A 13,630-nucleotide genomic window follows, 5' to 3' on the forward strand; every position below is an offset into this window, starting at 1 on the left:
CAACGATTTTGATAAGCTATGTTCGGGATGTATGGTGCCCAGGAGAGGACTCGAACCTCCACACCGTTGCCAGTACTAGCACCTGAAGCTAGCGCGTCTACCATTCCGCCACCTGGGCACGTGAGCCGTGCATGTAAGGACGTGGGCGGGGGGTGTCAATTGTAAATCGGTCGAAGTACCGGTGATTCCGCTCCTCTGGCTGTAGGACGCAGGCGATTGCGGCTTGTCCGGCGCGGGGTGGGGCGGTACATCACTTGGGCAGCGGTTCTCACGCAGGAGGTGCGACATGTCAAACTTGGTCACGATCTATGGCGGCTCAGGGTTTGTTGGGCGCTATATTGCGCGACGCATGGCCAAGGCGGGTTGGCGCGTGCGTGTGGCCGTGAGGCGCCCGAACGAGGCGTTGTTCGTGCGGCCCTATGGTGTTGTCGGACAGGTCGAGCCAGTGCTGTGTAATATCCGCGATGACGCCTCAGTGCGTGAGGTATTAAAGGGTGCTGATGTGGTTGTGAACTGCGTTGGTATCCTGGCCGAAAGCGGCAAGAACAGGTTCGAGGCCGTGCAGGCCGAGGGGGCCACGCGCGTTGCCCGGATGGCAGCTGCGGAAGGCGTGGCACGGATGGTTCAGATATCAGCCATCGGGGCCGATACAGAGGCTGAGAGCGACTATGCGCGTACCAAAGGCATGGGAGAAGAAGGGGTGCTCAAGCACATGCCCGATGCCCATATCCTGCGGCCTTCGATTATGTTTGGATCGGAAGATGAATTCTTTAACCGCTTTGCGGGCATGACACGGATGGGTCCGGTGCTGCCGATTGCCGGCGGAGAGACGCGGTTTCAGCCGGTTTACGTGGATGACGTTGCTGCCGCGGCTGAGAAATGCATCACCGGCAAGGCGGCCCCGGGCATTTACGAGTTGGGCGGGCCGGATGTGGAGACCATGCGCGCGCTGATGGCGCGGATGCTGGGGGTTATCAACCGTCGTCGTCTGGTGATCAACATGCCCAATTTTGTGGCGCGGATGATGGCCTTTGGGTTTGATATGCTGCAGGCGGTCACGCTCGGGCTGTTTTCGAACACGCTGTTGACGCGGGACCAGTTGATCAATCTGCAGGTCGATAACGTGGTGGCTGAGGGTGCCAGGGGGCTGGAGGATCTGGGGATCAAACCGACCACAATGGAATCTGTTTTGCCGGAGTATCTGTGGCGATTTCGTCCGTCGGGGCAGTTTGATGCCATCAAGAAGTCTGCGCGGAACCTGCGCGAAAGCTGATGGATCAATCAACGACGCTGGTCGCGGCCTTTCTGGGGCTGGTTGAAGGGCTTACGGAATTCATTCCGGTTTCATCGACGGGTCATCTGCTGCTGGCAGGGCATTTTCTGGGATTTGAGAGTGCGGGCAAGACATTCGAGGTGGTGATCCAGCTGGGCGCGGTGCTGGCCATCCTGACGGTTTATGCGGGTCGCTTGTGGGCTGTGTTCAGCGCGGCACCGTATGACCCGCAGGCGCGGCGATTCATCCTGTCGGTGTTGATTGCCTTTCTGCCAGCGGTCGTGATTGGCGTGCTGGCGCATGATTTCATCAAGACTGTTCTGTTCGAAACGCCGATGCTGATCGCGATCATGTTGATCCTTGGCGGCTTTGTTTTGTTGGTGGTGGACCGTATCGCGCCAGAGCCAAGACATGAAGATGCGATGGCGTTTCCCCTTTTGATGGCGCTGAAAATCGGGTTTATCCAGTGCCTTGCCATGATCCCGGGCACGTCCCGATCGGGGGCGACGATCGTGGGGGCCTTGCTGCTGGGGGCCAGCAAACGGTCTGCGGCGGAGTTTTCGTTTTTCCTGTCGATGCCCACGATGGCCGGGGCGTTTGCCTATGATCTTTATCAGAACCGGGATGTGCTGGATGCGTCGGCGATGGGCGAGATCGCGGTTGGCTTTGCCATGGCGTTTGTGTCTGCGGTGTTGGTGGTGCGCTGGTTACTGGGCTACGTCAGCAAGCATGGATATGCGCTTTTCGGGTACTGGCGAATCGTGGTTGGGGTTATCGCAGTGATTGGATTGAGCATTTAGGACCGGATCGGTCCTAAAAATTGCATCGCAGGCGCAGAAAAAGGTCACTTAAGCTGACATAATGTCATAATGGGTCAGTAATGCTGTCTTTTATGCGTTGCCTCTTTCGATTATTCGGAGGGCTCCAATTCTATCAGGGGCGCAGTCGGCCATGGCGAAACAACCTATGCTCAAGTTCGTGGATGTTGACCGGGATATGCCCGAAAAGCGTCCGCCAGACCTACGGCGAAATGATTTCAATGAAATCTATGCGGAGTACGCGGATGCCAAGGCCAAGGAGCAATCCGGGCGGTGCAGTCAGTGCGGTGTACCGTATTGCCAGAGCCATTGCCCGCTGCACAACAACATCCCCGACTGGCTGCGTCTGACGGCAGAGGGGCGCTTGCAAGAGGCTTATGAGCTGAGCCAGGCGACCAATACATTTCCGGAGATCTGTGGCCGTATCTGCCCGCAGGACCGTCTGTGCGAAGGCAATTGCGTGATCGAACAATCGGGTCATGGCACTGTTACCATCGGGTCGATCGAGAAATACATTACCGATACCGCCTGGGAAAAGGGCTGGGTGCAGCCGATTACAGCACGCGAGGAACGGACCGAGAGCGTTGGAATCATCGGCGCGGGACCGGGCGGGCTGGCGGCGGCGGATGTCTTGCGTCGGGCGGGTGTGCAGGTCACGATCTATGATCGCTATGACCGTGCGGGCGGCCTTCTGACCTATGGCATCCCGGGCTTCAAGCTGGAAAAAGACGTGGTGATGCGGCGCAACCAGCAGTTGGAAGACGGTGGTGTAACCTTTGAGCTGAATTGCGATGTGGATGCGGATATCTGGCAGACGATCCGGGCGGATCATGATGCGGTGATCATCGCGACAGGTGTTTACAAGTCGCGGGCGCTGGATGTGCATGGCAGCAGCGCGGAGGGTGTCGTGCGTGCCATTGATTTCCTCACCGCAAGCAACCGAAAAAGCTTTGGCGATGAGGTGGATGCCTTCGATAGTGGCAAGCTGAATGCCGAAGGCAAAAAGGTTGTCGTGATCGGCGGCGGCGACACGGCGATGGACTGCGTGCGCACGTCAGTGCGTCAGGGTGCGGAAAGCGTGAAGTGTCTTTATCGTCGCGACCGGGCCAACATGCCCGGCAGCCAGCGCGAAGTGAAAAATGCCGAGGAAGAAGGCGTGATTTTCGAGTGGCTTACCGCCCCCAAGGGGTTCACCACCGACCTGCGCGTGACAGATGCAAGTGATACATCTGCAGTATCGGGCCCGGTACGGGGTGTGATGGTGGAAAAGATGCGTCTGGGCCAGCCCGATGTCTCTGGCCGACAGGCGCCCGAGTTGATCGAGGGCTCTGACTATATCGAAGAGGCGGATCTGGTGATCATGGCGCTGGGATTCGAGCCTGAAGACCTGCCCACGCTGTGGGATGAACCGGACCTGCCCGTAAACCGCTGGGGAACGATCAAGGCGGACTATGTCACGGGTGCCACATCGCTTGATGGGGTCTATGCCGTTGGCGATATCGTGCGGGGCGCAAGCCTTGTCGTCTGGGCGATCAAGGACGGGCGCGATTGTGCCGAAGCCATCCTTGAACGGCTGGATGCGCCTTCTGCAATGGCGGCGGAATAGCATGTCGGTACAACGTCGGTATTACGTCGGTGTGACGTCGGTGCGCGATACCGACAGCAGGGCAGCGGCGCTGACTTTTTGGGGGAGAAGCGTTAAAAATGTCTGAAGACGGGCATCATCAGGGAGCTTGCTTGTGCGGTGCTGTCACTGTCCGCGTTGACGCGCCGTTTTTGCGCGTGACCGGCTGCCATTGCGGCAATTGCGCACGCTGGAGCGGGGGCCTTTTCCTGAGCATCGAGGTGCCGCGTGACAAGGTTCAGATTGACGGACCGGTCAAAAGCCATGCGGCCACCTCTTTTTCAGAACGCGGGTGGTGCGATACCTGCGGTTCGTCCGTCTATTTGCGCAATACCGGCGTTGATGATGACGGTGAAATGGAACTGATGCCGGGATTGTTCGAGAATTTCGGCGGGGCCCGTCTGACCCGTATCGTCTATGCCGACCGCTGCCCTGACGGGCTGAGCATTGGCGGGGATATAGAGCGGGTCAGCGCGGCGACCTATGAGGCCGAAAATCTTCACGTGGAGGATCAGCGATGAGCGAGACTATTCAGGGTCAGTGCCTGTGCGGGGCCGTAACGGTTGAAGCGCAGATTGACGACGCCAAGTTGCGCGCGTGTCATTGCGATATGTGTCGGCGCCATACCTCTGGCGCGTTCTTTTCGATCAAGACGGTGCCGGGGACAGAAAAAGTCGCAGGACCTGCAAAGAGCTTTCAATCCAGTGAGTGGGCCGAGCGGGGATTTTGCGGCACCTGCGGCTCTACCCTGTGGTACGGGACACTGCAGGATGGTGCGCGGCATCTTGCGGCGGGGCTATTTGATGATGCGGGCGGTGCGCCGCTGGTAATCGAATTTTTCGCTGATCGCTGTCCGCAAGGCTATGCGTTGGCGGGTAAGCAAAAGAAGCTCAGCACTGAAGAGACCATTGCGATGTTCGCGGGGGGGTCGTCATGAGGCGTGCCATCACGGTGTTTTCTTTGTGTGTCGCCGGTGCGGCGCAGGCCGATCTTTTCGAACCGCCCAAAGGTTGTACCGCCTACATGACGGTCCAGTCACGCAGTTGCATCGTCAAGCACCACTGGACCTGCGAAGGCGATGCGCCGGGGGAAAAGTGGCATGGGGAACTGAACCAGGATGGTTTGGTCTTTATGGGGCAGGTCGATTACGAGGCGCAGTGGCTGGACAATTTTTATCTGGGCAATAACAAGCGCGAGACGTTTGTCCCGCCCGCGGCGGATCCACAAAGCCTGACGCAGCTTATTGCGACCGGCACGGATACCTATGATTTTCTGTTGCAGACGCCCGAGGGTCAGCACCGCGTGCGCGGGCAAGACAGCATCATTGAGCGCGGTGTGACAATCGACGGCGAAGAGTTGCTGCGCACGGAATACCAGATCGTGATCACGGATGCGCAGGGGGCGATTACCTATGCCTCTACCGGGTCCGAATTTGTTTCTGAAACGCACCGGCGTTTTGTGGGTGGCTATGGCGACGTGACCGAACCGGGCACGCCCTTCACCTTTAATCAGCGACCTGTCGAATTCATCTATCCCGGTGAATCCGGTTTTCTGGACAACAAGCCCAAGTACGACTGTGACGTGATCAACGCGCGGTTTTCCGACCCTGAGCCCACCCCACTGCCTACGATTGGAGAGCAACCATGACCAAGTATGATGACAATTGGGTCGCTTCCGAAGAAGCCAAGCGCGCGCGTCTGGCGGCCGAGGGGCTGTATCATCCGTCCGAAGAGCGGGCCAATTGTGGTGTGGGTCTGGTGGTGAACATCGACGGGTCCAAGACACGGGCTGTGGTGGAAAACGGGATCAAGGCGCTTAAGGCGATCTGGCATCGCGGTGCGGTGGATGCGGATGGCAAGACGGGCGATGGTGCGGGCATTCACGTGCAGATTCCGGTGCCATTCTTTTATGATCAGGTGGAGCGGACGGGCCATACGCCGCGCCGGGATGAATTGATTGCAGTGGGGCAGGTTTTCTTGCCGCGCACGAATTTTGCAGCGCAAGAGACCTGCCGGACGATTGTAGAAACCGAAGTGCTGCGGATGGGTCATTACATCTATGGCTGGCGGCATGTGCCGGTGAACGTTTCCGTGTTGGGCGAAAAGGCCAATGCGACCCGGCCCGAGATCGAGCAGATCCTGATTTCCAATGCTACGGGCGCTGATGAAGAGACGTTTGAGCGCGAGCTTTACGTGATCCGGCGGCGGATCGAGAAGGCCGCTGCTGCCGCGCAGGTGGCAGGGCTTTATATTGCGTCGATGTCGTGCCGGTCGATTATCTACAAGGGGATGATGCTGGCCGAACAGGTGGCCGAATTCTATCCCGACCTGATGGATGACCGCTTTGTCAGCGGCTTTGCGATCTATCATCAGCGCTATTCCACCAACACTTTTCCGCAGTGGTGGTTGGCGCAGCCGTTTCGCATGCTGGCCCATAACGGCGAGATCAACACGCTGAAGGGCAACCTTAACTGGATGAAAAGCCATGAGATCCGCATGGCGTCGACGACCTTTGGTGAAATGGCCGAAGATATTAAACCTATCGTGGCGTCGGGATCGTCGGATTCGGCTGCATTAGACTCTGTTTTTGAAGTTCTGGTGCGGGCGGGGCGGTCGGCACCGATGGCCAAGACCATGCTGGTGCCGGAAAGCTGGTCCAAGCAGGCAGTGGAGCTGCCGCAGCCGTGGCGCGACATGTATTCATACTGCAACTCGGTAATGGAGCCCTGGGACGGACCCGCCGCGTTGGCGATGACTGACGGGCGCTGGGTCTGTGCCGGACTGGACCGGAACGGGCTGCGCCCGATGCGCTATGTCGTCACCAGCGACGGGATGCTAATTGCGGGGTCTGAGACGGGCATGGTGCCGCTGGATGAAGCCGGTGTGGTGCAAAAAGGGGCGTTGGGCCCCGGCCAGATGATTGGTGTGCACATGGGCAAGGGCAAGTTGTTCCATGACCGTGAGTTGAAAGACAAGATGTCTGCAGCCCTGCCTTTTGGGGAATGGGTTGGCCGGATCACTGAACTGGATGACGCGCTGGGCAAGGTTGAGGAACAGCCGATCTTTGAGGGCAATGAACTGCGTCGCAGGCAGGTTGCGGCGGGCTATTCCATAGAAGAGCTTGAGCAGATCCTGGCCCCTATGGCCGAGGATGGCAAAGAGGCGCTGGCATCGATGGGCGATGATACCCCGTCGGCGGTTCTGTCCAAGAAGTATCGCCCGCTGAGCCATTTCTTCCGGCAGAACTTTAGCCAGGTCACCAACCCGCCGATTGACAGTTTGCGCGAATATCGGGTGATGAGCCTGAAGACGCGGTTCGGCAACCTCAAGAACGTACTGGATGAGGACAGCAGCCAGACCGAAATTCTGGTGCTCGACAGCCCCTTTGTGGCCAATGCACAGTTTGACGAACTGGTGACGCATTTCAATGCGGATACGGTCAGCATCGACTGCACCTTTGAGCCTGGTGACGGGAAGCTGAGCGCAGGATTGGAGCGGATCAGGGCAGAGGCGGAAGATGCGGTACGCTCCGGCGCCGGGCATCTGGTGCTGACGGATCAGCATAGTGGCGAAGGTCGTGTGGCGATGCCGATGATCCTTGCGACGTCTGCTGTACACAGTCATCTGATCCGCAAGGGTCTGCGCACTTTTACATCGCTGAATGTACGGTCCGCCGAATGCGTGGATGCGCATTACTTTGCGGTGCTGATTGGCTGTGGCGCGACAGTGGTTAACGCATACCTCGCGGAGGATTCGCTGGCCGATCGGATCAACCGGGGGCTGCTGGATGTGTCTTTGACTGAAGCCATGCAGCGCTATCGCGAGGCAATTGATCAGGGTCTGCTCAAGATTATGGCCAAGATGGGCATCTCTGTCGTGTCGTCCTATCGCGGCGGGCTGAACTTTGAGGCCGTGGGCCTGAGCCGTGCAATGTGTGCAGAGTATTTCCCGGGCATGACAAGCCGCATTTCGGGGATCGGTGTGACCGGTATCCAGCGTAAGGCCGAAGCGGTGCATGATCAGGGGTGGCGCGGCGATGGCGTGGTGATGCCCATCGGCGGTTTTTACAAGGCACGCCAGTCTGGGGAGACCCACGCGTGGGAAGCCAGTTCCATGCATATGCTGCAAATGGCCTGTAACAGAGCCTCATATGCGATGTGGCAGCAGTATTCGGCCAAGATGCAAAGCAACCCGCCGATCCATCTGCGGGACTTGCTGGATATCAAGCCGCTGGGCGCGCCCGTTGGGCTGGAAGAGGTGGAAAGCATCACGTCGATCCGCAAGCGGTTTGTCACGCCGGGCATGTCGCTGGGCGCGCTGAGCCCGGAGGCGCACAAGACGCTGAATGTCGCGATGAACCGGATCGGGGCAAAATCGGATTCAGGCGAGGGCGGTGAGGATCCGGCGCATTTTGTGCCGGAGCCCAATGGCGACAATCCGTCGGCCAAGATCAAGCAGGTGGCTTCGGGCCGCTTTGGGGTGACTGCAGAGTACCTCAATCAGTGTGAAGAGCTTGAAATCAAGGTTGCGCAAGGTGCCAAGCCCGGCGAGGGGGGCCAGTTGCCGGGAATGAAGGTCACCGACCTGATCGCGCGCCTGCGCCATTCGACCAAGGGCGTCACGTTGATTTCCCCGCCGCCGCACCATGACATCTATTCCATCGAGGATTTGGCGCAGCTGATTTACGACCTCAAGCAGATAAACCCGCGCTGCAAGGTAACGGTCAAGCTGGTGGCATCCTCGGGCGTGGGCACGATTGCCGCCGGGGTGGCCAAGGCCAAGGCGGATATCATTCTGATCTCGGGTCACAACGGGGGCACGGGTGCGTCGCCTGCGACATCGATCAAATATGCAGGTCTGCCATGGGAGATGGGCCTGACCGAGGCGCATCAGGTTCTGTCGATGAACAACCTGCGGGATCGCGTGACATTGCGCACCGATGGCGGGTTGCGGACGGGGCGTGACATTGTCATGGCGGCCATGTTGGGGGCTGAGGAATACGGGATTGGGACGGCTGCGCTGATTGCCATGGGATGCATCATGGTGCGGCAGTGTCAGAGCAACACCTGCCCTGTTGGTGTCTGTACGCAGGACGAAAGCCTGCGTGAAAAGTTCACCGGGTCCGCGGACAAGGTCGTCAACCTGATCGGTTTTTATGCGCAGGAAGTGCGTGAGATCCTTGCCTCAATCGGGGCGCGGTCGCTGGATGAAGTGATTGGCCGGGCCGATCTGCTGGCGCAGGTCAGCCGGGGGTCGGCGCATCTGGATGATCTGGATCTCAACCCGCTGCTGATCACAGTGGATGGTGCAAATACCAACGTCTATGACCGCGACAAGCCGCGTCAGACAGTGGCCGACACGCTGGATGCACAGATTGTGCGGGATGCTGCGCGGTTCCTTGAGGACGGTGAAAAGATGCAGCTTTCGTATGCGGTGCAGAATACGCACCGGACCGTGGGCACGCGCACCTCAAGCCACATCGTCAAGCGGTTCGGGATGCGCAATTCGCTGCAGCCTGATCACCTGACGGTGAAGCTGACCGGATCTGCCGGGCAATCGCTTGGGGCTTTTGCCGCGCCGGGGCTCAAGCTGGAAGTGTCGGGTGATGCGAATGATTACGTGGGCAAGGGCCTTTCGGGGGGCACGATTGTGGTGCGTCCACCGATGGCCAGCCCGATTGTTGCCTCTGAGAACACGATCATCGGGAATACAGTGCTGTACGGCGCGACCGAGGGGTATCTTTTTGCCGCCGGGCGCGCGGGAGAGCGGTTTGCCGTGCGCAATTCGGGCGCCAAGGTGGTGATCGAAGGCTGTGGTTCGAACGGATGCGAATACATGACCGGTGGCGTTGCCGTGATCCTGGGCGATATCGGTGCCAACTTTGCTGCGGGGATGACGGGCGGCATGGCCTATCTTTATGATCCGGACGGCAAGGCGCCAGCGCTTTTGAATGAGGAGACGGTGGTGACATGCCCGGTGATGCAAAACCACTGGCTGGGCCAGTTGGAGGACCTGCTGGAGCGTCATCTGGCCGAGACAGGCAGCCGCAAGGCGGGTGAGATCCTACAGCATTGGGACATGGAGCGGCATCATTTCTTGCAGATTTGTCCCAAGGAGATGCTGGATAAACTGCCTGCACCGCTGGAAGGTTCAGCACAGGCCGTCCCTGCGGAGTAAGGCCAATCGGGGCCGATTCTTGAAGAATTGGCCCCGGACAGCCGGGTGTTTGCCTCAATATTAACACAATTGCCGGTCAAAATTGACGTAACGGGCCACAAAAGGCACCGACTTCGTTTTGAGGACGAGCAATGGCACTACTTGAGCTGACTGCTCAGAGTGTGAACGGTGATCCGCTCATCTCTGGCAGCAATATCAACATTGTGAACGGCAGCGTGACCTCGTTGCAGTTCACGGACTTTGATTTCCAGTTGTTTGACCCCGCGCCGGGAGAGACAGTTTCGCTGGATGGCGGGCTGACACAGCTGACCTATGAGTTTCTGGGCTACGGCGATGTGCGCAACGACACGTTGCAGCACGCGGCGTTCATCCGTGTCGATATGGGCGACGGGACGTTTGACACCTTTGCCATTGATATGAATGCGGATGGCGATGCATTGCCAAACCTCGCAACCGGGAACACCAAGCTGACGGTTGCCGGGCTTTCTTCCGGTCCCGCAGAGCGGTTTCCGGCACCTGCGTGCTTTACGCCCGGGACGATGATCGACACGCCGGGTGGGCCGCGATTGATCGAGACGCTGGCGCGTGGTGATCTGGTGTCGACATTGGATCACGGGGCGCAGCCGCTGCGACTGATGATCCGCAACACGTTTCACGCCTTTGGTGCATTGGCGCCGATCCGCATTGAGGCAGGTGCCTTGGGCAACGCCGACCCACTTGTGGTGTCCCAGCAGCACCGGATGCTGCTGTCTGGCTGGCGGGCGGAATTGCACTTTGGGCAGAGCGAGGTTCTGGTCGCAGCCAAGCATTTGGTGAATGGCACCAGTATCCGTCCCGTCATGGGCGGCACAGTTGACTATATTCACCTGATTTTCGACCGTCACGAGATCGTTTTCGGCGCGGGCATCCCATCCGAGAGTTTCTATCTGGGTCAGAACGATGCGTTCTCGGATCAGGGTGTTCTGGCGCAATTGAAGGCGTTGATGCCGCAGCAGGATTGGGCGGCGCAATCTCAATTACCCACCGCACGTCCGGTTTTGCGCCGGGTCGATATGCAGGCCTTGGCTGCCTGAGACCGTGTTGCCGCGACGGTTGTTCGTGATAGGGGTGGGTTTGCGTTCACAAACCGCAAGTCGGCCCCTATAGATTTAATATGGCAACCGGCAAGAAAACCACCAAATCAAAGGGCAAGGCCCCACTGAAGCGATCATTCAGGCGCAGGCTGACGCGAATGGGGCTACGCGCGGTGTCGGTGGTGTTTCTGCTGGCGCTGTTTGTGGTTCTTTTGTTTGCCTTCATCAATCCGCCGACCAACGCCTATATCTTCAGCGAGGGGCGTCGTTTGGGCGATGTGAAGCAGGAATGGGTCGCGCTGGAAAACATCGCACCGGTGATGGCGCGATCCGCGGTTGCGGCAGAGGACGCTAATTTTTGCAATCACTGGGGCTTTGACATGGCGGCCATCCGCAAGGCCATTGCGCAGGGATCTGCGCGGGGGGCGTCGACGATCAGCCAGCAAACGGTCAAGAATGTTTATCTTTGGCAGGGGCGGTCCTGGCTGCGCAAAGCCATGGAAGCGGCGATGACCCCGCTGGTCGAGGCGATCTGGACCAAGCGGCGGATCATTGAGGTCTATCTGAACATGGCGGAATTCGATGAGGGCGTCTTTGGCGTGAAAGCCGCGGCGCAGCATTACTTTGGTGTCGCCCCGGCGGACCTGACTGCGACGCAGTCCGCGCGGCTGGCCGCGATCCTGCCGTCGCCCAAGACGCGCTCTGCCTCGAAACCCAGCGATTTCGTGCGCAAAAGGGCGCGACAAATCCGCGACGGTGCGGCGACAATCAGCAAGGACGGGCGCGCGGTCTGTTTCGAGAGTTGAAACGCCAGTCGATCCGGGGCATGGAAAGAGGCAACTTCTGATTTTTTGAAAGTGCATGATGGCCCGCCTGTTCCACGTTCCCCTGTCGCCCTTTTGCCGCAAGGTCCGTCTGAGCCTTGCTGAAAAGAAGATCGAAGTGGAGCTGGTCGAGGAGCGCTACTGGGAACAGGATCCTGATTTTATGCGTCGCAACCCCGCCGGCAAGGTGCCGGTGCTGCGGCTGGACGGAATCATGATGGCAGAAAGTGCCGCGATTTGTGAGTATATCGAAGAAACCCGGCCCGAGCCGTCGTTGTTGCCCGCCGATCCGGTGCAGCGGCTGGAAGTGCGGCGGTTGGTGAATTGGTTCGACGACAAGTTCCACAGTGATGTGACGTCGAAACTGCTGTACGAGCGCGTCAACAAGAAGATCATGAAGCAGGGTTATCCCGATAGTGCCAACGTCAAGGCGGGCGCAAAAGCGATCAAGTATCATCTTGATTACATGGCCTGGCTTTTGGACCATCGGCGCTGGTTGGCAGGGGATGTGATGACGCTGGCGGATTTCGCCGCTGCGGCGCATTTGTCTGCGCTGGATTACATTTCAGACGTGGACTGGAACAGGTCGGATGCGGTGCGGGACTGGTATGCCAAGATCAAGTCGCGGCCTGCGTTCCGGTCCATTCTGGCCGATCAGATGCCGGGATTTCCGCCGCCTGCGCACTACAGCGATCTGGATTTCTAGGAGGCGGACCGTTGGGGGCTGTCTGCCCCCAAACCCCCGAGGAATATTATGGCCAAAGAAAGAACAGGGCTGAAAAAGGCACTGGTTCAGCAGGCTTTGGATGAGGGGTTTGTCGCGGCGCGGGTGTGCAGGCCCTGGGATGTGCCACACGTGGCGGACCGGCTGCAGGCCTTTGTTGACGCAGGCTATCACGGACAGATGGGATGGATGGCCGAGCGGATGGCGTGGCGTGGCGATCCGGCAGCGTTATGGCCCGAGGCGCGGTCGGTGATTATGCTGGCGGAGAGCTATGCGCCGTTGCACGATCCGTTGGACGTGCTGGCGCAAAAGGATCGAGGCGCGATTTCGGTCTATGCGCAGGGGCGGGATTATCATGATATCGTCAAGAAGCGGCTGAAGCGGCTGGCGCGGTGGCTGATTGCGCAAGAACCCTGTGAGGTGAAGGTTTTTGTGGATACTGCGCCCGTGCCCGAAAAGGCGCTGGCAGAGGCGGCGGGGCTGGGATGGCAGGGCAAGCATACCAATCTTTTGAGCCGGGAGTTCGGGAACTGGGCCTTTTTAGGGTCTGTTTTCACGACGCTTGAGATCGAGGCGGACGCGGCCGAGATCGATCACTGCGGGTCCTGTACGGCCTGTCAGGATATTTGCCCGACGGATGCCTTTCCGGCGCCCTATCAGTTGGATGCGCGGCGCTGCATTTCCTATCTGACGATTGAACATAAGGGGCCGGTGGCGGAAGATCTGCGGCCCTTGTTGGGCAACCGGATTTACGGCTGCGACGATTGTCTTGCGATCTGCCCCTGGAACAAGTTCGCGGTGACTGCGAGCGACACGCGGTATCTGCAGGATGCGCCGGAAAGTCCTTTGTTAGAGACGCTTTCGCAGCTGGATGATGCCGGGTTCAGGGCGCGGTATTCGGGATCTGCTGTCAAGCGGATCGGGCGGGACCGTTTTGTGCGCAACGTGCTTTATGCGATCGGGAATGCAGGCGATGCCACCTTGATCCCTGCGGCGCAGGCACTGCTGGATGATCCGGATCCGACGGTGGCCGATGCGGCGCGGTGGGCTGTTGGGCGGCTGGCGCAATAGGGCTGGACGGGGCGGTCTTTTTCACTAAACCCGGTCAGATGTGAAGA

11 protein-coding genes and 1 tRNA gene are annotated in these 13,630 nt (G+C 59.1%); 11 read left to right on the top strand and 1 reads right to left on the bottom strand.

The window, feature by feature from the left end:
- Nucleotides 1–32: 32 nt before the first annotated feature.
- Nucleotides 33–118, bottom strand: a tRNA-Leu gene (locus H9Q16_RS16050).
- A gap of 168 nt (nucleotides 119–286) precedes the next feature.
- Between H9Q16_RS16050 and H9Q16_RS16055 the strand changes: the two genes are divergently transcribed.
- From H9Q16_RS16055 to queG, 11 genes are all read left to right on the top strand, one after another.
- Nucleotides 287–1,273: a complex I NDUFA9 subunit family protein gene (locus tag H9Q16_RS16055; RefSeq protein WP_191076419.1), complete on the top strand. Its 987-nt coding sequence runs from the start codon at nucleotides 287–289 to the stop codon at nucleotides 1,271–1,273.
- Nucleotides 1,273–2,073: an undecaprenyl-diphosphate phosphatase gene (locus H9Q16_RS16060; RefSeq protein WP_191076420.1), complete on the top strand. Its 801-nt coding sequence runs from the start codon at nucleotides 1,273–1,275 to the stop codon at nucleotides 2,071–2,073. The genes H9Q16_RS16055 and H9Q16_RS16060 overlap by 1 nt, the downstream gene beginning before the upstream one ends.
- A 151-nt stretch (nucleotides 2,074–2,224) precedes the next feature.
- A complete protein-coding gene (locus H9Q16_RS16065; protein WP_191076421.1) occupies nucleotides 2,225–3,697 on the top strand; it encodes an NAD(P)-dependent oxidoreductase in 1,473 nt (490 codons plus the stop codon).
- A gap of 98 nt (nucleotides 3,698–3,795) precedes the next feature.
- The gene (locus H9Q16_RS16070; protein ID WP_465318350.1) at nucleotides 3,796–4,236 is read left to right on the top strand and encodes a GFA family protein; all 441 of its coding nucleotides are present in this window, start codon (nucleotides 3,796–3,798) and stop codon (nucleotides 4,234–4,236) included.
- Nucleotides 4,233–4,652 (top strand): GFA family protein, encoded by a 420-nt coding sequence (locus H9Q16_RS16075; RefSeq protein ID WP_191076423.1) that lies wholly within the window; start codon nucleotides 4,233–4,235, stop codon nucleotides 4,650–4,652. Before H9Q16_RS16070 ends, H9Q16_RS16075 begins: the two co-directional genes overlap by 4 nt.
- Complete coding sequence (locus H9Q16_RS16080; RefSeq protein ID WP_191076424.1) at nucleotides 4,649–5,362, top strand: hypothetical protein; 714 nt, start codon at nucleotides 4,649–4,651, stop codon at nucleotides 5,360–5,362. Before H9Q16_RS16075 ends, H9Q16_RS16080 begins: the two co-directional genes overlap by 4 nt.
- Nucleotides 5,359–9,891 carry a glutamate synthase large subunit gene (gene gltB / locus H9Q16_RS16085; protein WP_191076425.1) on the top strand — a complete coding sequence of 1,511 codons (4,533 nt, stop codon included), beginning with the start codon at nucleotides 5,359–5,361 and terminating at the stop codon, nucleotides 9,889–9,891. The genes H9Q16_RS16080 and gltB overlap by 4 nt, the downstream gene beginning before the upstream one ends.
- Nucleotides 9,892–10,022: 131 nt before the next feature.
- A complete protein-coding gene (locus H9Q16_RS16090) occupies nucleotides 10,023–10,964 on the top strand; it encodes a Hint domain-containing protein (protein WP_191076426.1) in 942 nt (313 codons plus the stop codon).
- Nucleotides 10,965–11,044: 80 nt separating this feature from the next.
- A complete protein-coding gene (gene mtgA, locus H9Q16_RS16095; RefSeq protein WP_191076427.1) occupies nucleotides 11,045–11,770 on the top strand; it encodes a monofunctional biosynthetic peptidoglycan transglycosylase in 726 nt (241 codons plus the stop codon).
- A 58-nt stretch (nucleotides 11,771–11,828) separates the two neighbouring features.
- A complete protein-coding gene (fzlA, locus tag H9Q16_RS16100) occupies nucleotides 11,829–12,494 on the top strand; it encodes an FtsZ-binding protein FzlA (RefSeq protein WP_191076428.1) in 666 nt (221 codons plus the stop codon).
- A 48-nt stretch (nucleotides 12,495–12,542) separates the two neighbouring features.
- Nucleotides 12,543–13,583, top strand: a complete 1,041-nt coding sequence (gene queG, locus H9Q16_RS16105; protein ID WP_191076429.1) for a tRNA epoxyqueuosine(34) reductase QueG — start codon at nucleotides 12,543–12,545, stop codon at nucleotides 13,581–13,583.
- The last annotated feature ends 47 nt before the right edge of the window (nucleotides 13,584–13,630 follow it).

It is taken from the genome of Sulfitobacter aestuariivivens, from assembly GCF_014763045.1.
In the GTDB taxonomy this organism is placed as follows: domain Bacteria; phylum Pseudomonadota; class Alphaproteobacteria; order Rhodobacterales; family Rhodobacteraceae; genus Sulfitobacter; species Sulfitobacter aestuariivivens.

Excerpts from the sequence above, each read along its gene's own strand:
- H9Q16_RS16055 (WP_191076419.1), top strand. The coding sequence starts at position 287 with ATGTCAAACTTGGTCACGATCTATGGCGGCTCAGGGTTTGTTGGGCGC.
- H9Q16_RS16060 (WP_191076420.1), top strand. The coding sequence starts at position 1,273 with ATGGATCAATCAACGACGCTGGTCGCGGCCTTTCTGGGGCTGGTTGAA.
- H9Q16_RS16065 (WP_191076421.1), top strand. The coding sequence starts at position 2,225 with ATGGCGAAACAACCTATGCTCAAGTTCGTGGATGTTGACCGGGATATG.
- H9Q16_RS16070 (WP_465318350.1), top strand. The coding sequence starts at position 3,796 with ATGTCTGAAGACGGGCATCATCAGGGAGCTTGCTTGTGCGGTGCTGTC.
- H9Q16_RS16075 (WP_191076423.1), top strand. The coding sequence starts at position 4,233 with ATGAGCGAGACTATTCAGGGTCAGTGCCTGTGCGGGGCCGTAACGGTT.
- H9Q16_RS16080 (WP_191076424.1), top strand. The coding sequence starts at position 4,649 with ATGAGGCGTGCCATCACGGTGTTTTCTTTGTGTGTCGCCGGTGCGGCG.
- gltB (WP_191076425.1), top strand. The coding sequence starts at position 5,359 with ATGACCAAGTATGATGACAATTGGGTCGCTTCCGAAGAAGCCAAGCGC.
- H9Q16_RS16090 (WP_191076426.1), top strand. The coding sequence starts at position 10,023 with ATGGCACTACTTGAGCTGACTGCTCAGAGTGTGAACGGTGATCCGCTC.
- mtgA (WP_191076427.1), top strand. The coding sequence starts at position 11,045 with ATGGCAACCGGCAAGAAAACCACCAAATCAAAGGGCAAGGCCCCACTG.
- fzlA (WP_191076428.1), top strand. The coding sequence starts at position 11,829 with ATGGCCCGCCTGTTCCACGTTCCCCTGTCGCCCTTTTGCCGCAAGGTC.
- queG (WP_191076429.1), top strand. The coding sequence starts at position 12,543 with ATGGCCAAAGAAAGAACAGGGCTGAAAAAGGCACTGGTTCAGCAGGCT.